This window comes from Streptomyces sp. BBFR102, from assembly GCF_051397025.1.
Classification (GTDB): domain Bacteria; phylum Actinomycetota; class Actinomycetes; order Streptomycetales; family Streptomycetaceae; genus Streptomyces.
This window is the reverse complement of sequence record NZ_CP195757.1, coordinates 5,131,213-5,151,410: the sequence shown is the minus strand read 5'-3', so window position 1 is coordinate 5,151,410 and position 20,198 is coordinate 5,131,213. Positions and strand designations below refer to the sequence as shown.

Sequence of the window (20,198 nt, the reverse complement as noted above, 5' to 3'; positions counted from 1 at the left end):
CGGTCGAGGCCGGGCCGGGCCGGGGTCAACGGCCGTAGCGCTCGCGCAGTTCGATCTTGCGGACCTTGCCGCTGACCGTCATGGGGAAGGCGTCGAGGATCTGGAGGCGGCTGGGGACCTTGTAGTGGGCGAGGCGGTCCCGGCAGTAGGCGCGCAGCTCCTCCAGGGTGAGGGGCGCGGCGTTCTGCTTGGGGATCACGCAGGCCAGCACCTCCTCCCCGTACTTCCCGTCCGGCACGCCGACCACCTGCACGTCGGCGATCTTCGGGTGGGTGTACAGGAACTCCTCGATCTCCCTGGGGTATATGTTCTCCCCGCCCCGGATGATCATGTCCTTGATGCGGCCGACGATCTCCACGTACCCGTCCTCGCGGAGGACGGCGAGGTCGCCGGTGTGCATCCAGCCCGCCGGGTCGACGGCCTCTGCGGTGCGCTCCGGTTCGTCCCAGTAGCCGAGCATCACCGAGTAGCCGCGGGTGCAGAGTTCACCGGTCCGGCCGCGCGGCACGGTGATGCCGGTGCCCGGGTCGACGACCTTGACCTCCAGGTGCGGCAGGACGCGGCCCACGGTGCCGGTGCGGTGGGCGATGCTGTCGTCGCGCCGGGTCTGGGTGGAGACCGGGGAGGTCTCGGTCATGCCGTAGCAGATGGAGACCTCGGCCATGTGCATCTCGGCGACGACCCGCTTCATCACCTCCTCGGGGCAGGGCGAGCCGGCCATGATGCCGGTGCGCAGCGAGGTCAGGTCGTAGGAGGCGAAGTCGGCGAGGTTCAGTTCTCCTATGAACATGGTCGGGACGCCGTACAGCGCGGTGCAGCGCTCCCGGGCGACGGCGGTGAGGGTGGTGACCGGGTCGAAGACGGGGCCGGGGATGACGACGCAGGCGCCGTGGGTGGTGGCCGCGATGTTGCCCATGACCATGCCGAAGCAGTGGTAGAAGGGGACGGGCAGGCAGACGCGGTCCTGCTCGGTGTAGCCGACGTTCTCGCCGACGAAGTAGCCGTTGTTGAGGATGTTGTGGTGGGAGAGGGTGGCGCCCTTGGGGAAGCCGGTGGTGCCCGAGGTGTACTGGATGTTGATGGGGTCGTCGCAGCTCAGCTCGGCCTCGCGGGCGGCGAGCGCGTCGGGCGGGCAGTCGGCGGCGGCCGCGAGCAGCGCCGTCCAGCTCTCCTCTCCGAGATAGGCGGTCTCGCGCAGGGCGGGGCACTCCTCGCGGACCTCGTTGACCAGGGCGCGGAAGTCGTTGGTGCGGTGGCCGGGGGTGGCGATGAGCAGGCCGGTGCCGGACTGGCGCAGCACGTAGGCGAGTTCGTGGGCGCGGTAGGCCGGGTTGATGTTGACCATGATCGCGCCGATCCGCGCGGTCGCGTACTGGACGAGGACCCACTCGGGGCAGTTGGTGGCCCAGATGCCGACCCGGTCGCCCTTGAGGACGCCCCGGCCGAGCAGCGCCCGCGCGAGCGTCTCGACGTCCTCGGCGAACCGGGCGTACGTCCAGCGGCGGCCGGAGGCGACGTCGACCAGGGCCTCGCGGTCGGGGTGGGCGGCCACGGTGCGGGCGAGGGAGGCGCCGATGGTGTCGGGCAGCAGCGGTGTGGCACCGGTGCCGTGGGCGTAGCTGAGGGGGGTGCGGGGGGCGGGGACGGTCATCGGTGGTCCTCCTCCCGGTACTCGGCGTCCGATCCGGCGGCGGTGGCGGTGCGCAGTTCGACGCGGCGGATCTTGCCGGAGACGGTCTTGGGCAGTTCGCCGAACTCCAGCCGCCGCAGCCGCTTGTACGGCGCGAGGACGGCCCGGGAGTGCTCGAAGAGCAGTTCGGCGGTGTCGGGGCCGGGCTCCCAGCCGGCGGCGAGGACGACGTACGCCTTGGGGACGGCGAGCCGCAGCGGGTCGGGGGCGGGGACGACGGCGGCCTCGGCGACCGCCTCGTGCTCAAGGAGGGCGCTCTCCAGTTCGAAGGGGCTGATCTTGTAGTCGGAGGCTTTGAAGACGTCGTCGCCGCGCCCGACGTACGTGAGGTATCCGTCCGCGTCCCGCGCGCCGATGTCGCCGGTGCGGTAGTGGCCGCCGGCCATCGCCTCGGCGGTGCGCTCGGGGTCGCCCCGGTAGCCGGTCATCAGGCCGACCGGGTGGTCGGCGAGGTCGAGGGCGATCTCGCCCTCGACGGCGCCGGGTTCGCCGGTGACGGGGTCGAGGAGGGTGACCGTGTAGCCGGGGCTGGGGCGGCCCATGGAGCCGGGCTTGAGGCGCTGGCCGGGGGTGTTGGCGACCTGGACGGCGGTCTCGGTCTGGCCGAACCCGTCACGGATGGTCACGCCCCAGGCGCGGCGGACCTGCTCGATGACCTCCGGGTTGAGGGGCTCACCGGCGGCCAGCGCCTCGCGGGGCGGGGCGGCGAGTCGGCTCAGGTCCGCCTGGATGAGCATGCGCCAGACGGTCGGCGGGGCGCAGAAGGTGGTGACGCCGGCCCGCTCCATCTCGCCGAGCAGCCGTTCGGCGTCGAAGCGGGTGTAGTTGTGGAGGAAGACGGTGGCCTCGGCGTTCCACGGGGCGAAGAGGTTGGACCAGGCGTGCTTGGCCCAGCCGGGCGAGGAGATGTTGAGGTGGACGTCCCCGGGGCGCAGACCGGTCCAGTACATGGTGGCGAGGTGGCCCACCGGGTACGACAGGTGGGTGTGCTCGACGAGTTTGGGGCGGGCGGTGGTGCCGGAGGTGAAGTACAGCATCAGGGGGTCGGCGGGGTCGGTCGGCCCGTCGGGGGTGAACGCGGCGGGGGCACCGGCCGCTTCGGCGTACGGCAGCCAGCCCTCGGCGGGCGGGCCGACGGCGACGCGGGTGTATCCCCCGGGTACGTCGGTGAACTTCGGCGTGTCCTCCGTACGGGCGATCACGTGCCGCACCCCGCCACGCTCCACCCGGTCCCGGAGGTCGGCGGGGCCGAGCAGCGGGGTGGCCGGGATGACGACGGCCCGCAGCTTCATCGCGGCGAGCGCGGTCTCCCAGAGTTCGGCCTGGTTGCCGAGCATCACCAGGACGCGGTCGCCGGGGGCGACGCCCTGTCCGCGCAGCCAGTTGGCGGCCCGGGAGGAGCGTTCGGCCATGGCGGCGAAGCTCACCCGGGTCTCGGTGCGGTCCTCCTCGACGATGTGCAGGGCCGTCCGGTCGTTCCCCTCGGCGATGGCGTCGAACCAGTCGAGGGCCCAGTTGAACCGCTCGGGCCTCGGCCAGCGGAAGCCGGCGTACGCCGTCTCGTAGTCGGTGCGGTGCCGTAGCAGGAAGTCCCGGGCCTCGCGGAACTGTTCGGTGGCACTGGTTGCCGCCATGTGTCCTCCTCATTGCCGGACCACTGCCTACCATCGTCTAATTCGTGATGCAGGTCTCACCACCCCCGGACGGGGGTACGGACGGACCGTGCCCGATCGCCTGGGACCGGGGCGAGCGGGGGCGAAGGGGCAGGAAGGAGCACGGATGTGACGACGGGCGGACAGGATCGCCCACGCGGGCGGGCGCGTGGCGGCGGCCTCGAAGGGGCCGAGATGCAGGAGGCGTTGACCCGGCTGCGGCGCGCCACCGGCCTGCCGATCGCCTTCGGCGGGCTCATCGAGGGACGCCATCAGGTACGGATCGCCGAGCTGAGCGGTACGGGCACCACGGCCCTGCGCGGCCTCAACGTCTCCTCCGGCAACGGCCTGGGCGGCAAGGCCGTCGCCCTGACCCGCCCGTGTGCCGTCACCGACTACCGCGCCTCGCGCCGGATCAGCCACGAGTACGACGCGGCGGTCGCCGCCGAGGGCCTGCGCTCCGTCCTCGCCGTCCCCGTCGTCGTCCACCGCCATGTCCGGGGCGTGCTCTACGGGGCGCTGCGCGCGCCCACCCCCGTCGGCGACCGGACCCTCTCGGCGGCGGTGGCGGCCGCCCGCGACATCGAACAGGCCCTGGTGGCACGCGAGGAGGCGGCGCACCTGCTCTCCCGGGCCGGAGAGCCGTCGCGGGTCTCCTCGTCCGCGGCGTGGGAGGAGGTCCGCGACATCCACAGCGAGCTGCGCACCCTGGCGGGCCGCCTGCCCGACCCGGCGCTGCGGGCCGAACTACTGGCCGCCTGCATGCGGCTGGCGCGCGCCGGGCAGCCGGGGGCCGGGGCGTCGCCGGGGGTGCCGAAGGCGCCGCCGACCATGCTGACGCCGCGTGAGGTGGACGTCCTGGTCTGCGTGGCCGGTGGGGCGACCAACGCGGCGGTGGCCGGGCGGCTCGGGGTGCGGCCGGAGACGGTCAAGGGGTACCTGCGCTCGGCGATGCGGAAGCTGAGCGCCCACACCAGGTTGGAGGCGGTGGTGGCGGCGCGGCGGCTGGGGGTGCTGCCCTGAGCAAGGCGGCTCCCATCGCTGGGCGGGGCCGCCCACCGCGTACGTTCCTCGGATGGCGCAGGACGAGGTGGGCGGGGCCTGGCCCCCGGGTGCAGCAGGTCATCGGGATCGTCCGGAGGTGCGAGGAGGTGCTGCCGGTGCGCGAGCGGCTCGGGGCGGACGGCCGGCTCCTCTGGTCCCTTCCCGGCGGTGGGGTGGAGGACGGCGGACTCGTTCACGAGGCGCTGCGCCGCGGGCTGCGGGAGGAGACGGGGCTGCTGGTGGGCGATCCGGTGCGGACCGCGTTCCTCGTGCACGTCGACTCGCCCTCACCCGGGACGATGTGGCTGTACCGGCGGGGGAGCGGGGGGAGCGGCTCGTGGCTCGCTGGTGAGTGGGCGGTGTGCCGGGCCCGGGTGTCCGCCGTCCCCGGTGCGCGGGTGAGGGCGTTCCTGCTGCCCGGCTCTTCCCGGTGACCGCCCGTCCGGACCGCTCGTGTGCGTCAGCGCCGGGGAGTGTGGGCGGTGGGGAGGGTGGCGCCGAGGACGCCGCCGGTGCCGCCGCCGAGGACCAGGCCGACCGCCAGGTCGTCGAAGACGGCCAGGCCGAGCAGGAGGCCCACGGGGACCCCGATCAGCATGCCGACGGAGAGGGCTCGGGAGACGGGGGGCGTGGGGCGGTCCGCGTCGTCGGTCACACGGTCATTCTGCCGGACGGACACGGTCCGGTTGAGCCGTGGCCGGCGGGGGGCTGGCCTCGGGGTGTGAGGGCGGGCAAGCTGGGGCTTCGCCCACCGCTCGGGGAGGACGGATGCGTATCGGGGAACGACGTCGCGGCACCGCCCTGGGCGGCGTCTCGGCGGCGCTCGTGCTCGTCGCCGGCTGCGGCGCGCCGGAGGGGGACGAGGACGGCGAACGGAAGGCTCGGGCCCACCGCGCCCGGGAGGTGGCGGAAGCCTGGGAGGGGTCGGCCGCCGCCGAGGCGTGGCGGACCGGGTACCACCCCGTCGAGGTGGCGGTCCAGCTGCCGCGTGGCGGGCTGCGCGGCGCGGCGGACGGACGGGCGTACGAGGAGCGCGACTTCGTGTTGCGCGGCGAGGTGCCGGCGAAGCGGCCGGAGAGGGGCCCGGTGGAGTGGGCCCAGGGCGCCTCGCTGGAGCGTCCGCTGGCGGGCGCGAAGGAGTCGTACGAGGCGCTGGCCGGTGGCGGCCGGGGCGAGAACGCGCCCCTCGTGGTGACGGGGGCGGCCCGGGGCGAACTGCGGCTGGCCACCAGCCGGGGCCCGGCGACCGTTCCCGCGTGGCTCTTCCGGCTGGAGGGGTACGACACGCCCCTGCGGTGGGCCGCGGTCACGCCGTCGCCACTCCCCCGGTCACCGGTGGCCCGGAGCGCCGAACTGCCCCCGTACCAGGTCGACCGGGTGGTCGCGACCTCCCGCGACCGGCGTGCCGTGACGGTGATCGCCTCGCACGGGGCGTGCGACGACGGGGCGGTGGTTCAGGCCCGGGAGTCGCGCGGCAGCGTGGTGCTGTCGGCTTCCGTGAAGGGCCGGGAAACCGAGGAGAGCTGCACCAAGCAGGCGGTCGAACAGCGGGTCACCGTGAGGCTGGAGCGTCCGGTGGGTGAGCGGGTACTGCTCGACGGCTACACCGGACAGCCGATCCGGTACGCCGGGGCACGCGGGTCGCGCCCGAGCTGACGAGGGGGGATCGCGTACTCCTGCCGGCCGCCGGGGACCGGCCTGGCCGAAACGCCGCCGCACACGGCGAAGGCCGGGCCGCCCCCGGAATCCTCCTGTCAGAGGATTTCGATGGCCTTGACCTTCGGGGGACGGTTCGGGTACGAAATCGTCTTGTTGCGGTCGATCTTGATTACATCGCCATTGGCGTCGTAGTACTTCACAACGTTGTTTCCGGTGGAGATCTTGTCGACCCACCAGTTGCCGAAGTCGGTCTTGCCGCGATTCGCGTAGCAGTCCACGCTGTCGCGCCCGTTCAGGTGCGACCAGATCTTCAGATATCCGCGGTCCGGGTCACAGGTGACGTGGTCGATGGCGGAGGCCGAACCGGCAGGTCCCACCATGGTGAACGCGGTGGCCGCGGCGAGCGCCATGGCCATCGTGCGTACGGTGTTCATCGTCCTGGAGAACATGTATTCCCTTTCGGTGGTCACGGTCCGTATGAATCGACGCCCCGCCCTGCCCACGCTTCGGGCAAGGCGGCACTGATGACGCATCGTAGGGAGGAAATCCGCTCCACCGGCCGTTCCGGGACGCGATTCACCTGAACGGGAACACCCGTCGCCGAGCGGTGACTTCGCCATTCCCGGGAATCGCGCGGAGAGAAACGATATTCCCCGCACCGGCTGCTCCCGCCGGTCCACCGGAACTCGGCGGCGGTTGCGCGGACTCCACCACGACCTCGTACTCCGTGGCCTCCGGGCGAGCAGTGCGAGGAGGCGGCGGACCTCCTCGGTCACGCCGGCGAGGTCGGCGTCCGGGCGAACGGCCGGACGGTGAGGGTCGCGCGGCCGGGTCGGCCTCGGGCCAGGCCGGCGCCAGCAGCCGGCGCAGCTCGGCCAGGGCGCGCGGCTCCTCCTCCACCAGCCTCCGGGCCCGCGCGGCGACCGCCCGGGTGCGACCCCGGCCGACCCGGCCCGGAAGGCCCGCGGTTCGCGATCGCGGGCGGGCCGGGACCAGCGGGGGCAGGGCCTGGGCGTCGGCGTCGGTGGGGGGTGCGCAGCGTGGCTCGCGTGCTGACGATGCGCACCACCTGCCGGGCCTCCGTCGCGGCCGAGGACACGTACGGATCGGACCGTCGAGCCGGGCGGCGAGGGCCAGGTGGGGCGGCATGGTGTTCTGCGCCTGGAGCCCGACGAGGTGGCGCACGGCGTCGGCCGGGGTGAGCGCGGCACGGCGCAGGAGGTGCCGGCGGGCGAGGGTGGCGCGGTTGAGGGCGCGGGGGAACCCGGTCAGAGTGGGGAGGGACGCGGACAGGGTGTGTCCGCCTCGGTTCGCGGCACGGCATGCGGCGCGCCCCGCCCTCGCGCCGCCGAGCCCACCCGCCCCTCCGCCCGGTCCCCCTCGTCGTGGTGGATCGGCGTGTGGGCCCCCCGGAGGGGGACTCCCGTGCCGCCCCGGCGGAGGGCGACGATCTCGGCGGCGATGGAGAGGGCGGTCTCCTCGGGGCTGTGGGCGCCGAGGTCGAGGCCGATCGGGGAGCGCAGGCGGGCCAGGGCGGTTTCGGGGACGCCGGCCTCGCGGAGGCGGGCCTCGCGGTCGAGGTGGGTGCGGCGCGAACCCATGGCGCCGACGTAGGCGACGGGCAGGGTCAGGGCGAGGCGCAGCAGGGGGATGTCGAACTTCGCGTCGTGGGTGAGGACGCAGAGCACGGTGCGGGCGTCGGTCTCGGTCCGCTCCAGGTAGCGGTGCGGCCAGTCGACGACGACCTCCTCGGCGTCGGGGAAACGGGCGGCGGTGGCGAAGACGGGGCGGGCGTCGCAGACGGTGACGCGGTAGCCGAGGTAGCGGCCCATACGGACCAGGGCCGAGGCGAAGTCGACGGCGCCGAAGACGATCATGCGCGGGGCGGGCAGGTTCGCCACCACCAGCAGCCCGGTGCGCGGCCCGCACCCGGGGCCGCCGCCGACGGTGGCGTGGACGGTGCGCCCGGCGTCGAGGAGGGCGCCGGCCTGGCCGGTGGCGGCCCGTTCCACGGCGGGCAGGGCGCCCAGGGCGCTCGCGGCGAGGCCGTCGGCGCGGACCAGCAGGGGCAGTCCGAGGAGGTCGGCGGGGCCCTCCGTGACCAGGGCGAGGGCCGCCGCCTCGCCGCGGGACGCGGAGGCGAGGGCGGCGGCCAGGACCGGCCGGGCGGGGTCGTCGCGACGGACCGGGGTGACCAGGATGTCGATGACACCGCCGCAGGTCAGACCGACCGCGAAGGCGTCGTCGTCGCTGTAGCCGAAGCGTTCGCGGACGGGATGGCCGTCCTCGATGGCCTGGCGGCACAGGTCGTAGACGGCGCCCTCGACGCAGCCGCCGGAGACGGAGCCGACGACGGTGCCGTCGGCGTCGACGGCGAGTGCGGCGCCGGGCCGGCGGGGCGCGCTGCCGAGGACCGCCACGACGGTGGCGACGGCGAAGTCGCGGTCCTGCTCCATCCAGCCGTGCAGTTCCTCGGCGATGTCCAGCACGGTCCTTCTCCTTTGCGCGGTGACGCGGGTTACGCGGGCTGCGGGAGCGGGCGGTCGCTCACGCCGAGCCGGTTCTCGACGGGGCTGAGGGCGGGCGGCTGAGGAAGACGGCGGCCGGCACCCCCGTGAAGGCTCCGGCCTGGCGGAACTTACCGCGCGCGGCGGCCTTGACCGCGACGCGGAAGACGGCGCCCGTACCGACTCCGGCGGTGATCGAGCAGGTGAGCGGCGCGAGGACGACGGTACGGAAGACAGGTGCGCTCACCGCCCGGTCGGCGCGCCGGGCGTTGCGCGCCGCCGTCGCGCCGATGCCGACCAGCGAGACCGCCGCTGTCGGGCCGGGCACGATCCGCGCCGACGCGGTGGCGACCGGCGGCGAGGAGCAGCCCGTTGACGGCCGAGGAGAGGCCGGTGGCGTCTTCGCCGGAGCCGGAGCCGACCCGGCGGAGGCGGCGTGCCGGTGGCGCGGGGCCCGTGAGCGGGCGGCCCCGCGGTTCCGGCGGTGCGGGCGCTCGCGGAGAGTGGTGAGGCTTCCCGGAGGCGCGCACCGCCCGGAGGCGGGTGCCGCCCCGCGCGGGCGGGGCGGCGATGGTCAGCTCCCTGTGAGGTGTTCGGGGCGGACCGGGGCCCGGTTCAGCTCCAGGCCGGTGGCCGCGCGGATCGCCGCGAGGACCGCCGGGGTGGAGGAGAGGGTCGGCGCCTCGCCGACGCCGCGCAGCCCGTAGGGGGCGTGGTCGTCGGCGAGTTCGAGGACGTCGACCGGGATGGCCGGGGTGTCGAGGATGGTCGGGATCAGGTAGTCGGTGAACGAGGGGTTGCGGACCTTGGCGGTGGCCGGGTCCACCACGATCTCCTCCATGACGGCGACGCCGAGGCCCTGGGTGGAGCCGCCCTGGATCTGGCCGACCACGGAGAGCGGGTTGAGGGCCCTCCCGACGTCCTGCGCGCAGGCCAGCTCCACCACCTTGACCAGGCCGAGTTCGGTGTCGACCTCGACGACGGCGCGATGGGCGGCGAAGGAGTACTGCACGTGGCCGTTGCCCTGCCCGGTACGCAGGTCCAGCGCCTCGGTGGGCCGGTGGCGCCACTCCAGCTCCAGGTCGACCACCTCGTCACCGAGGACCTCGGCGAGGCCGGCGAGGACCTCCCCGCCGTCGGTGACGACCTTGCCGCCCTCCAGGAGGAGTTCGGCGGTGGCCCAGGCGGGATGGTACGTGCCGAACTTGGCGCGTCCCCTCTCCAGCACCTTTTCCCGCACCGCCTCGCAGGCGTGCTTGACGGCGCCGCCGGTGACGTACGTCTGCCGGGAGGCGGAGGTCGACCCGGCCGAGCCGACCTGGGTGTCGGCGGGGTGGATGGTGACCTGGGAGACGCCGAGTTCGGTACGGGCGATCTGGGCGTGGACGGTGATGCCGCCCTGCCCGACCTCGGCCATCGCGGTGTGCACGACGGCCACGGCCTCGCCGCCGGCGACCTGGAGGCGTACCCGGGCGGTCGAGTAGTCGTCGAAGCCCTCGGAGAAGCCGACGTTCTTGATGCCGACGGCGTAGCCGACGCCGCGTACCACGCCTTCGCCGTGGGTGGTGTTGGAGAGGCCGCCGGGCAGGGCGCGGACGTCGGGGGCGCCGCCGGCCGACTCCCACTGGCGTTCGGGCGGCAGCGGGCGGGCCTTGACCCGGCGCAGCAGCTCGGCGACGGGGGCGGGCGAGTCGACCACCTGGCCGGTGGGCAGGACGGAGCCCTGCTCCATGGCGTTGAGCTGCCGCAGCTCGACCGGGTCCATGCCGAGGGCGGCGGCCAGCTTGTCCATCTGCGCCTCGTAGGCGAAGCACGCCTGGACGGCGCCGAAGCCGCGCATGGCGCCGCAGGGCGGGTTGTTGGTGTAGAGGGCGAGGGTCTCGATCTCCACGTTGTCGATGGCGTAGGGCCCCGCGCCGAGCGAGGCCGCGTTGCCGACCACGGCGGGCGAGGACGAGGCGTACGCGCCGCCGTCCAGGACGATGCGGCAGACCAGGTGGGTGAGCTTGCCGTCGCGGGTCGCGCCGTGCTCGTAGTGGAGCTTGGCGGGGTGGCGGTGGACGTGGCCGAAGAACGACTCGAAGCGGTTGTAGACCATCTTCACGGGCTTGCCGGTGCGCAGCGCCAGCAGGCAGGCGTGGATCTGCATCGACAGGTCCTCGCGCCCGCCGAAGGCGCCGCCGACGCCGGAGAGCGTCATGCGGATCTTCTCCTCGGGCAGGCCGAGGACGGGCGCGATCTGGCCCAGGTCGGCGTGGAGCCACTGGGTGGCGACGTACAGGTCGACGCCGCCGTCCTCGGCGGGCACCGCGAGACCCGACTCGGGGCCCAGGAACGCCTGGTCCTGCATGCCGAAGACGTACTCGCCGGTGACCACGACGTCGGCCCGGGCGCGGCCCGCCGCGACGTCGCCGTGGACGATGGGCTGGCGGTGGACGATGTTCGGGTGCGGGGTGTGCGCGGCGTGGTGGTCGTCGCGGTCCTCGTGGAGCAGGGGGGCGCCGGGGGCGGTGGCGGTGGCCTCGTCGGTGACGAGCGGCAGTTCCTCGTAGACCACCTTGATCTTCGCGGCGGCGCGGCGGGCCGTCTCGGGGTGGTCGGCGGCGACCAGGGCGACCGGCTCGCCGTGGTGGCGGACCCGCCGGTGGGCGAGGGCCGGGGTGTCCTGGATCTCCAGGCCGTAGTTCTTCACCTCGGCGGGGAGGTCGTCGTGGGTGAGGACCGCGTACACCCCGGCCTGGGCCAGGGCCTCACCGGTGTCGACGGAGACGATGCGGGCGTGGGCGTGCGGGGAGCGCAGGGTGTGGCCCCACAGCATGTCCTCGTGCCACATGTCGGAGGCGTAGGCGAACTCGCCGGTGACCTTGAGGGTGCCGTCGGGCCGCAGCGTCGACTCGCCGATGCCGCCCCGGGTGGCGGAGCCCTGGGTGAGGTGGCCGGGGATGCCGGTGGCGTTCATCGGCTCACCGTGCCTTCCTGGCGGGCGGCGGCGAGGCGGACCGCGTCGAGGATCTTCTCGTAGCCGGTGCAGCGGCAGAGGTTGCCGGAGAGCGCCTCACGGATGTCGGCGTCGCTGGGCGAGGGGTTGGCCTCCAGCATCTCGTCGGCGGCGACCAGCAGGCCCGGGGTGCAGAAGCCGCACTGGACGGCTCCGGCGTCGATGAACGCCTGCTGGACCGGGGAGAGTCCGGCGCCCTCACCGGTCTGCGCGCCGGTGCCCGTGCCCGGGCCGGCGCGCCCGGGCCCGGCCTCGTCGGGTCCGGTGCGGCGGGCGCCCGGGGCGTGGTCGCCGCCCTCGGCGCGGCGGGCGGCCAGTGCGGCGAGGCCCTCGACGGTGACGATGTCGCGGTCCTGGGCCTGCCCGGCGGCCACCAGGCAGGAGCAGACCGGGACGCCGTCCAGGCGGACCGTGCAGGAGCCGCACTCGCCCTGTTCGCAGGCGTTCTTGGAGCCGGGCAGGCCCATCCGCTCGCGCAGGACGTGGAGCAGCGACTCGCCCTCCCATACGTCGTCCGCCTCCCGGCGGCGGCCGTTGACGGTGAAGTTCACGCGCATGCGGTGCTCCTCTCGCGGGCGGCCCAGGTCCAGCCGAGGGTGCGGCGGGCCAGGACGCCGATGGCGTGGCGGCGGTAGGCGGCCGTGCCGCGAAGGTCGTCGATGGGGTTGCAGGCGCCGGCGGCGAGGGTGGCGAACTGCTGGACGAGGGAGTCGGGGAGCGGGCCGCCGCTCTCCCAGTGGTTGCCCTCCTCCAGGGCCGCGACGAGGAACTCCTCGGCAACCTTCGCCCGGACCGGCGTGGGGGCGGCGGAGCCGATGCCGGTCCGCACGGTGCGCGTGCCGGGGTGCAGGGCGATGCCGAAGGCGCAGACGGCGATGACCATGGCGTTGCGGGTGCCGACCTTGGAGAACTGCTGCGGCCCGTCGGCCTTGCGGACCCGGACGGCGCGGATCAGCTCGTCGGGCGCGAGGGCGTTGCGCTTGACTCCGGTGTAGAAGTCGTCGATGGGGATGAGCCGGGTGCCGCGTACGGACTCGGCCTCGACCTCCGCGCCCGCGGCGAGCAGCGCCGGGTGGGCGTCGCCGGCCGGGGAGGCGGTGCCGAGGTTGCCGCCGACACCGCCGCGGTTGCGGATCTGCGGGGAGGCGACGGTGTGCGAGGCGAGCGCGAGGCCGGGCAGGTCGCCGCGCAGGTGCTTCATGATGCGGCTGTACGGGACGCTCGCGCCGAGGCGGATGCTGTCGCCGAGGTCCTCCCAGGCGGTCAGCTCCTCGATACGTCCGAGGTCCAGCAGGTGGTCGGGGCGGCGGTGGTCGAAGTTGATCTCGACCATCACGTCCGTGCCGCCCGCGATCGGCACGGCGGCGGGGTACTCGGCCTTCGCGGCGAGCGCCTCCTGCCAGCCGGCGGGACGAAGGAAGTCCATGCGGGGCTCTCTTCCGGTGTCGTGGCGTCGATGGCGTACGGGCGGTTCCGGCGTGCCGTGCGGGGGCTCGGACGTGCGTCACAGAGCGGTGCGGGCGGGTCCCTCCCCGGTACGGCCGGTCCGCCGAATCCTGCCTCGTTCGAGCGCTGCGCACGCGAAGCGGCCAGTACACAGTTCTGCGGGGCGCCGGGGTCAGTCACTGAACGCATGAAGGAATTGGCTGGCCACGTCAGGCTTCTTGTAGATTCGTATGAACGACGGGGCCGGTAGCCTCGCCGTTTCGCCCCGGAAACCACAGACTAGGCCGCCCAGCGTGCGCCCTGCTCCGTCGGAGGTGTCCGGCGTGATATCTGCCCTACCCCTGTCCACCTGTTCCTGAACGAGAGATCGGCGGCGACGAGATGCGGCTGCGCGCCCTGCTTCGGACCGATGGCCTCGGCCTGCGGCTGCTCGGCGGCGAGGACGAGCTGGACCGCACGGTCCGCGGTGTGATGACCACCGACCTGCGCGACCCCAGCCGCTACCTCTCCGGCGGCGAACTGGTCCTCACCGGACTGGCCTGGCGGCACGATGCGGCCGACTCCGAACCCTTCGTCCGCATCCTGGCTGCGGCCGGGGTGAGTGCGCTCGCCGCGGGCGAGGCGGAGCTGGGCGCGGTCCCCGAGGACCTGATCGAGGCGTGCGCCCGGCACCGGCTGCCGCTCCTCGCGGTCAACGAGTCGGTCGCCTTCGCCACCATCACCGAGCACGTGGTCCGACGCGTCTCGGGCGAGCGAGCCGGGGACCTGGCCGCCGTGGTCGACCGGCACCGGCGGCTGATGACGGCCGGGCCCGCCGGCGGCGGCCCCGAGGTCGTCCTCGACCTGCTCGGCTCCGACCTGGACCTGCGCGCCTTCGTCCTCTCCCCCACCGGCCGCCTCGTCGCCGGCCCCCGCGACGTGGAGCCGCTCTCCCGCGAGACGGCCACCCGGCTCGCCGCCGACGGCCTCGCCGCGATCCGCGCCGGGCGCCACCGGCAGGCGCGGACCAACGTCGACGGGGAGGCGTACGCGCTCTTCCCGATCCGTTCGGCGCCCTCGGGCACGCCCCGGGGCCCGGCCGCCGCCGACTGGCTGCTCGCGGTCCGCGCGGACGCCTCCGACTGGCCCGAGGAACGGCTCGACCTGCTCGACGGCGTCACCCAGCTGATCGCCGTCGAACGCGACCGCCGCGACGCGGCCCGCACGGTGCGGCGCCGACTCGCCGGGGAGGTTCTGGAACTGGTCCAGTCGGGCGCCGCCCCCGCCGAGATCGCGGCCCGGCTGCGGGTCGCCGCCCCCGTGCTGCTGCCCGGGCTCGGCGCCGCTCCGCACTGGCAGGTGGTGGTCGCCACCGCCGAGGGCCCGGACGCGGGCGGCGGACAGGCCGCCCAGGCGCTGCTGGAGGAGATCCTGGTGGCGCCGGACGCCACCGGGCCCGAGGTGGCCGACCGGACCGCGGTGGCCCGCCTCGGCGAGGAGGCCGTGGCGCTGGTCCCGCTGCCCGCCGTGGCGGCCGACGGGGCGCCCGCCGGCGAGGAGGCGGAGGGCGAGGCCCCCGAGGGCCTGGTCGCCGAGGAACTCCTCGACGCCGTACGGCTCCCGCTCGCCGCCGGACTCGGGGACGGCGACCGGATCACGCTGGGCGTCAGCGCGGCCGTCCACTCGGCGGACGGGCTGCGGGGCGCCCTGGAGGAGGCCCGGCACGCCCGCCGGGTCGCGGCCGCCCGCCCCGGCAGCGTCTGCGCGGCCGGGCACCAGGAGCTGGCCTCGCACGTCCTGCTGCTGCCCTTCGTCCCGGACGACGTCCGCCGTGCCTTCACCGCCCGGCTGCTCGGCCCGCTGCGCGACTACGACCGCCGCCACCGCGCCGAGCTGATCCCGACCCTGGAGGCGTTCCTCGACTGCGACGGGTCCTGGACGCGGTGTGCCGCCCGGCTTCATCTGCACGTCAACACCCTGCGCTATCGCGTGGGCAGGATCGAGCAACTGACGGGCCGGGACCTGTCGCGCCTGGAGGACAAGCTCGACTTCTTCCTGGCGCTGCGGATGAGCTAGCCAGGCTGCGCCCTCAGGCCGGTGAACGGGTGGAACCGCCGATCCGGAGCGCCCAAGCCCCGCGGGGCTGCTGATCCACACGTGCGTACGCGGTGCTTCGCGGTGACGGTCCGCGCCCCGGGCGCCCGGCTCCGGCGGCCGTCCACCGCAGACGTCATGGGCTCATCGCCCGTACGGAACACCCGGCGCGGGGTCCCCACGCCCCACCACCGTTCGAGAAGGTGAGCACCGGCTCCACAACCGTTCGCACCGGGAAGCCCGTGGGTACCGGGGAAGGCGCTGCGACTGGCGCGGGCCCGGCCGGCCGGGCCGGCCGGGCCGGCGTCCGTGCTGCGGCGATCCGTCCGGCCGAGGCGGAGACTCGCCGCTCCGCGGCGCGCGCGGACGCCCGCCGGGCCCGATGGCGGGATCACGGCCCCGAACGTCGACCGGGGTGGGCCCCGGCGCACGCCGGGGCCCACGCGCCATGGCGATCTTGGACGTGCTTCAGCGCGCCCCCAAGGATTGTGAAACCTTTCACCCGACCTCTTGGCTCACCGCCTCGTTCCATGCTGAGATGCACGCCACACTCAACGGCGCGCGTGGGGGAGGGAATGTGGCGGACACCGCCATGTCCGATGCGGGTTCTTCGGAGGTCGCCGCAGGGCCGGACGGGGCGGGTCGCCCGCCCGGGACGACCCGGGAGGCGACCCGCTCGGCGGTGTGGCGGCTGCGGTCGCGCGGCTGCTGGGCCGATGCGGCGGCGCTGCTCGCCAAGGCACACGGGCCCGCCGCCGCGCTGGAGCGGACCGCGCTGCTGGTGGAGCGCTGCCTGTACACGGGGCGGGGCTGGTCCGAGGCGGAGAACGGGCTGCGGCAGGCCGAGGCGCTGGCCGGGACGGACGAGGAGCGCGGCGCCGCCGCCTGCGAGCGGGGCCACCTCGCGTACGCCTCGACCGTGCTCGGGGTCCGCGACCGCGCCGACGAGGCGCGCTCCGCGCTCGGGCGGGCCGCGGCCCTGCTGGCACCCGCCGCGCCCGGCCGGTCCCTGCTCGACTACCGGCGGGGGCTGATCTCCGAGCACATCTCCGACTCCCCGCAGGCCGCCCGCGCCGCCTACCGCCGGGCGCACGCCGGCGCCACCGCCCGCGAGGACACGCTGCTGCTCTCCTCGACCTGGCGGCACCTGGCCGGACTGGCCCTGCGCGAGGGCGAGATGGTGGAGGCCCGGCACGGCTTCGCCCAGTCGCTGCGGCTCCGCGAGGAGCTGGGCTTCCTGGTGGGCACGGCGCCCGCGCTGGCCTCGCTCGCGCAGACCGAGTCGGAGCCGGAGGCGTCCCGCCTGCTGGCGGAGGCGCGGCGGCTCTTCGGGCTGCTGGGCGGGGTGCCGACCTGGCTGGCGGACCAGCTGGCGCCGGCTCCCGAGCCCCTGTGACGCCCGGTGGCCGGGGTGGTCAGCGGGCGCCGGCGAAGTGTTCGCGGACCAGGGACTGGACGGCAGGGAGGTCGCGGGTGGCGAGGGCCTCCAGGAGTGCGAGGTGCTGGGCGGCGTCGGCCACCAGATCGGTGCGGCGGCGCGAGAGCGGTCCGGTGACCAGCGGCCACTGGGCTCGCCGGTGCAGGTCCGCGGCGACCGAGGTGAGCTGCCGGTTCCCGCCGAGGCCGAGGACGGCCCCGTGGAAGGCGCGGTCCGACTCGGCGTAACGGGCGCGGTCGCCGGTCTCAGCGGCGGCGACGGTCTCTTCGGCCAGCGGCCGCAGGGCGGTCCACCGGCCGGCCGGGACGGAGTGGGCCAGCCGCAGCATGACGGGCACCTCGATGAGGGCGCGCACCTCGGCGAGTTCGGCGAGTTCGCGGGCGTCCCGCTCGACGACGCGGAACCCTCGGTTCGGGACCACCTCGACGGCTCCCTCCACCGCGAGTTGCTGCATGGCCTCGCGGACCGGCGTGGCGGAGACCCCGAAGCGCTCGGCGAGGCCGGGCCCGGAGTAGACCTCGCCCGGGGTGAGGTCGCCCGCGATCAGGGCGGCGCGCAGGCCGTCGAGGACCTGGCCGCGGACCGAGGTGCGGCGCAGCGGCGTTCGGGGGGCCGGGGGTTCGCTGTGGAGGTGCTCGCCGTGGACCTGGCCGGCGGTGGGCTGGACGGGGACCCGGGGGCGGGCGGCCTGGCCGGGGGTGCCCGGGGTGGCGGCCCGGGGCAGGGCGTGCTCCACTCGGATTCCTCCTCCTCGCGCGGACCGCTGGGGACGTCGCCCGGGCCGCCCGGGCGGCCGGTTCACCCGGATGCCTGCGACGAGGATAGGGCAAGGTCAGGAGGGCGAAGGCTGGGGTAAGGTAAGGCTTACCTGCAAACGATCGCGATTCGGTGGTCCTCCCTCATGTCCATCACCGCTCCGGCGCCCGGCGCCCTCCGCCCCCTCCCGGCCTCCCCTCTGGCCGCCGCGTACGCCCGGCTGGCCGAGGTCTTCCCCTCACTGCGCGTCGAAGAGGTCCGCGCGGGTGAGGCGCTCCCCGGGGGCGCGGGCTGGACGAGGGCCGACCGGCTCGCCGCCGGCGGCGCGGAGCTGGACGCCTTCATCGCCTGGGACGAGGAACAGGTCCTGCGGGACTACGGCCAGGCCGCCCGCCCGGACGTGGTCGCCACCTTCGGACTCCACCGGTACGCCTGGCCGGCCTGCCTGCTCATCACCCTGCCGTGGTTCCTGCTGGGCCGGGTGCCGCGCTTCCCGGTGGACCAGGTGGCGTACGACCGGGCCGAGGGCCGGATGGCGGTGCGCGCCGGCGCCTTCGCCTGCCTGCCGGACGACCCGGCGGCGGGGCTGCCCGGGGCCCGGGTCGTACCGGACGAGGAGGCACTGCGGGCGGAGGTGCGGGCCGCGGTCGCCGAGCACCTGGAGCCGCTGCTGGCCGGGTTCGGCCCGCGGATGCGGCGGCGCGGCCGGGCACTGTGGGGCATGGCCACCGACGAGGTCGTCGAGAGTCTCTGGTACCTCGGCCACCTCCTCGGCGAGGAGCAGCGGGCCATGACCGAGCTGGAGCGGCTCCTGCCGGGCGCCACCCGGCCGTACGTGGGGACGGCCGCTTTCCGTGAGCTGACCGGTCCGAACGGCGAGGCGCTGCCGACCCGGGACCGGGCGAGCTGCTGCATGTTCTACACGCTGCGGCCCGAGGACACCTGCGTGACCTGTCCGCGCACCTGCGACGCGGACCGCGTCAGCAAGCTGACGGCCACGGCCGCCGCGACGGCCTGAAACCCGCGCCGGAACGCGGCCGGTTCGAACTGAACTCCCCCCGCCCATATGGGCATTCGAGTTCAGAGGGGCGATCGGCGGGGTAAGCCGACCCTTTGGCGTCCTCTTGTCCCGAAACCCTCTGCGCGGTGGTTCCCGTGCGCCACTATGGCGCCCGAACGCCCCACCGCTACGCAAGGGACCCCAGATGAGAATGACCGACATGTCGCTTGACTGGCTGCTTCCCGGCGCCGTTCTGCTCCTGGGTGTGCTGGTCGCGGTGGCGGTTCTCGCACGAGGGAAGCGTGCCGGGGCCAAGGCGGAGGCCGACGACTCCTGGGAACGCAGCGAGGAGCGCCGCAGGCGCAAGGAGGCCGTCTACGGCATCGCCTCCTACCTCCTGCTCTTCTGCTGCGCCGCCGTCGCCGCCGCCCTCTCCTTCCACGGCCTGGTCGGCTTCGGCAGGCAGAACCTCAACCTCTCCGGCGGCTGGGAGTACCTGGTGCCGTTCGGCCTGGACGGAGCGGCGATGTTCTGCTCCGTGCTGGCCGTCCGGGAGGCGAGCCACGGCGACGCCGCGCTCGGCTCGCGCCTGCTGGTGTGGACGTTCGCCGGTGCCGCAGCCTGGTTCAACTGGGTGCACGCGCCGCGCGGTCTGAGCCACGCGGGGGCGCCGCAGTTCTTCGCCGGGATGTCGCTGTCGGCGGCGGTCCTCTTCGACCGCGCGCTGAAGCAGACCCGGCGGGCGGCCCTGCGTGAGCAGGGCCTGGTGCCGAGGCCGCTGCCCCAGATTCGGATCGTCCGCTGGCTGCGGGCGCCCAGGGAGACGTACCACGCCTGGTCGCTGATGCTGCTGGAGGGCGTGCGGTCGCTGGACGAGGCGGTGGACGAGGTGCGCGAGGACCGCCGGGAGAAGACGCAGGACCGGATGCGCCGACGCGACCAGCAGAAGATGGACCGGGCCCGGATCAAGGCGCTCGCCCGCAGCCAGCGCACCATCTGGGGCGGGCGGCGCGGCGGCGCCCAGGTGGAACTGGCGCACGCCGGTGCGCCGGCCATCCCCCAGCAGCAGCTCACCGAGCCGCCGGTGGCCACCCCGGAGCAGCTGCCGGTCCGCAACCGGCCCTCGCTGCAGGCCGTGAACGGAGCCGAGACACCGGGCCGGACGTCGCAGCCCACGACCGTCGACCTCACCGCCGAGGACGACACCCAGGCCCTGCCCCGGCTCGATTCGCTGGAGCAGAAACTGAAGGATCTGGAGCAGCAGTTCGGCTGAGCCCGCGCCCTGTTCCGCGTTCCCGCAGGGGGCGGACGCCGGTCTGTACCGGTGGCCGCCCCCTACGTCGTCCCCGGGGCTTCCGCTACGCCGCGTCCGGCTGACCTTCGTCCTCCGAGGCGGGTGCGGCCGGCCCCAGTTCGAACCAGACCGCCTTGCCCACGCCGTGCCGACGCACCCCCCAGTCGTCGGCGAGCGCCTCGACCAGCAGCAGGCCCCGCCCGCTGGTCGCCTCGTGCGGCCGGGGGGTGCGGGGGCGGGGCGGGCGGCCGGTGAAGTCGCGGACCTCCACCCGCAGGCAGCCGCCACGGACGGTCGCGGTGAAGACCGCGTCGTGGTCGGAGTGGATCAGGGCGTTGGTGAGGAGCTCCGAGGCCAACAGCTCGGCGGTGTCGGCCCGTTCCTCGGCGAGGCGGGGCCGCAGCAGGGCGCGCAGGGCGCGGCGGACCTCCGGCACCGACCGCAGGTCGGCGTGGCGCAGCGTCCGGTGCAGGCGCCCGCCCGGGGTCCGGTCCGCGCGGGGGTGGTCGCCCCGGCCGGGCGGGGGACCGGTGTGCGGCCCGTGCCGGCCGCTCCGTGCGGCGGCGTGTCCCGCCGCGCTGCTGCTCCGTCCGCTCTCCCCGCTTCTCGCAGGGTCCCCCGCCCACATCACGATCGGTCGT

General features: G+C 74.8%; 18 protein-coding genes. 7 read left to right on the top strand and 11 right to left on the bottom strand.

Annotation, left to right across the window (positions count from 1 at the left end; translation table 11 throughout):
- Positions 1–25: 25 nt before the first annotated feature.
- Both ACSLIC_RS22750 and ACSLIC_RS22745 read right to left on the bottom strand, forming a co-directional pair.
- Complete coding sequence (locus ACSLIC_RS22750) at positions 26–1,651, bottom strand: AMP-binding protein (protein WP_436739560.1); 1,626 nt, start codon at positions 1,649–1,651, stop codon at positions 26–28.
- Positions 1,648–3,324 (bottom strand): AMP-binding protein, encoded by a 1,677-nt coding sequence (locus ACSLIC_RS22745; protein ID WP_436739559.1) that lies wholly within the window; start codon positions 3,322–3,324, stop codon positions 1,648–1,650. Before ACSLIC_RS22745 ends, ACSLIC_RS22750 begins: the two co-directional genes overlap by 4 nt.
- Positions 3,325–3,537: 213 nt before the next feature.
- On the opposite strand from ACSLIC_RS22745, the gene ACSLIC_RS22740 reads away from it, so the two are divergent.
- On the top strand, positions 3,538–4,365 hold the full coding sequence (locus ACSLIC_RS22740; RefSeq protein ID WP_436739558.1) for a response regulator transcription factor: 828 nt from the start codon (positions 3,538–3,540) through the stop codon (positions 4,363–4,365).
- Positions 4,366–4,454: 89 nt separating this feature from the next.
- Entirely contained in the window at positions 4,455–4,820 is a 366-nt protein-coding gene (locus ACSLIC_RS22735; protein ID WP_436739557.1) for an NUDIX domain-containing protein, read from the top strand.
- A gap of 26 nt (positions 4,821–4,846) precedes the next feature.
- On the opposite strand, the gene ACSLIC_RS22730 is transcribed toward ACSLIC_RS22735, so the two are convergent.
- Positions 4,847–5,041, bottom strand: coding sequence for a hypothetical protein (locus ACSLIC_RS22730; RefSeq protein ID WP_436739556.1), 195 nt, complete (start codon positions 5,039–5,041; stop codon positions 4,847–4,849).
- 113 nt (positions 5,042–5,154) lie between these two features.
- Here ACSLIC_RS22730 and ACSLIC_RS22725 point away from each other — a divergent pair, with 113 nt between their 5' ends.
- On the top strand, positions 5,155–6,042 hold the full coding sequence (locus ACSLIC_RS22725; protein ID WP_436739555.1) for a hypothetical protein: 888 nt from the start codon (positions 5,155–5,157) through the stop codon (positions 6,040–6,042).
- Positions 6,043–6,140: 98 nt separating this feature from the next.
- On the opposite strand, the gene ACSLIC_RS22720 is transcribed toward ACSLIC_RS22725, so the two are convergent.
- The 6 genes from ACSLIC_RS22720 to ACSLIC_RS22695 form a co-directional block, all read right to left on the bottom strand.
- Positions 6,141–6,455, bottom strand: a complete 315-nt coding sequence (locus tag ACSLIC_RS22720) for a beta/gamma crystallin domain-containing protein (RefSeq protein WP_436740451.1) — start codon at positions 6,453–6,455, stop codon at positions 6,141–6,143.
- Between the two features lie 858 nt (positions 6,456–7,313).
- On the bottom strand, positions 7,314–8,534 hold the full coding sequence (locus tag ACSLIC_RS22715; RefSeq protein ID WP_436739554.1) for an XdhC family protein: 1,221 nt from the start codon (positions 8,532–8,534) through the stop codon (positions 7,314–7,316).
- A gap of 58 nt (positions 8,535–8,592) precedes the next feature.
- A complete protein-coding gene (locus ACSLIC_RS22710) occupies positions 8,593–8,880 on the bottom strand; it encodes a hypothetical protein (RefSeq protein ID WP_436739553.1) in 288 nt (95 codons plus the stop codon).
- Between the two features lie 246 nt (positions 8,881–9,126).
- Complete coding sequence (gene pucD, locus ACSLIC_RS22705; RefSeq protein ID WP_436739552.1) at positions 9,127–11,511, bottom strand: xanthine dehydrogenase subunit D; 2,385 nt, start codon at positions 11,509–11,511, stop codon at positions 9,127–9,129.
- Complete coding sequence (locus tag ACSLIC_RS22700; RefSeq protein ID WP_436739551.1) at positions 11,508–12,107, bottom strand: (2Fe-2S)-binding protein; 600 nt, start codon at positions 12,105–12,107, stop codon at positions 11,508–11,510. The genes pucD and ACSLIC_RS22700 overlap by 4 nt, the downstream gene beginning before the upstream one ends.
- Complete coding sequence (locus ACSLIC_RS22695; protein WP_436739550.1) at positions 12,098–12,976, bottom strand: FAD binding domain-containing protein; 879 nt, start codon at positions 12,974–12,976, stop codon at positions 12,098–12,100. Before ACSLIC_RS22695 ends, ACSLIC_RS22700 begins: the two co-directional genes overlap by 10 nt.
- Before the next feature lie 401 nt (positions 12,977–13,377).
- Here ACSLIC_RS22695 and ACSLIC_RS22690 point away from each other — a divergent pair, with 401 nt between their 5' ends.
- Together ACSLIC_RS22690 and ACSLIC_RS22685 are read left to right on the top strand one after the other, a co-directional pair.
- Complete coding sequence (locus ACSLIC_RS22690) at positions 13,378–15,051, top strand: PucR family transcriptional regulator (protein WP_436739549.1); 1,674 nt, start codon at positions 13,378–13,380, stop codon at positions 15,049–15,051.
- Between the two features lie 595 nt (positions 15,052–15,646).
- Entirely contained in the window at positions 15,647–16,465 is an 819-nt protein-coding gene (locus tag ACSLIC_RS22685) for a hypothetical protein (protein ID WP_436739548.1), read from the top strand.
- A gap of 19 nt (positions 16,466–16,484) precedes the next feature.
- Here ACSLIC_RS22685 and ACSLIC_RS22680 read toward each other — a convergent pair whose 3' ends face one another.
- Positions 16,485–17,243, bottom strand: a complete 759-nt coding sequence (locus ACSLIC_RS22680) for a GntR family transcriptional regulator (RefSeq protein ID WP_436739547.1) — start codon at positions 17,241–17,243, stop codon at positions 16,485–16,487.
- 165 nt (positions 17,244–17,408) lie between these two features.
- Between ACSLIC_RS22680 and ACSLIC_RS22675 the strand changes: the two genes are divergently transcribed.
- Together ACSLIC_RS22675 and ACSLIC_RS22670 are read left to right on the top strand one after the other, a co-directional pair.
- A complete protein-coding gene (locus tag ACSLIC_RS22675) occupies positions 17,409–18,281 on the top strand; it encodes a (2Fe-2S)-binding protein (protein WP_436739546.1) in 873 nt (290 codons plus the stop codon).
- Positions 18,282–18,468: 187 nt separating this feature from the next.
- Positions 18,469–19,536 carry a DUF2637 domain-containing protein gene (locus tag ACSLIC_RS22670; protein WP_436739545.1) on the top strand — a complete coding sequence of 356 codons (1,068 nt, stop codon included), beginning with the start codon at positions 18,469–18,471 and terminating at the stop codon, positions 19,534–19,536.
- Between the two features lie 85 nt (positions 19,537–19,621).
- Here the strand turns inward: ACSLIC_RS22670 and ACSLIC_RS22665 are convergent, their stop codons facing one another.
- Positions 19,622–20,185, bottom strand: coding sequence for an ATP-binding protein (locus ACSLIC_RS22665; protein ID WP_436740450.1), 564 nt, complete (start codon positions 20,183–20,185; stop codon positions 19,622–19,624).
- Between the last annotated feature and the right edge of the window lie 13 nt (positions 20,186–20,198).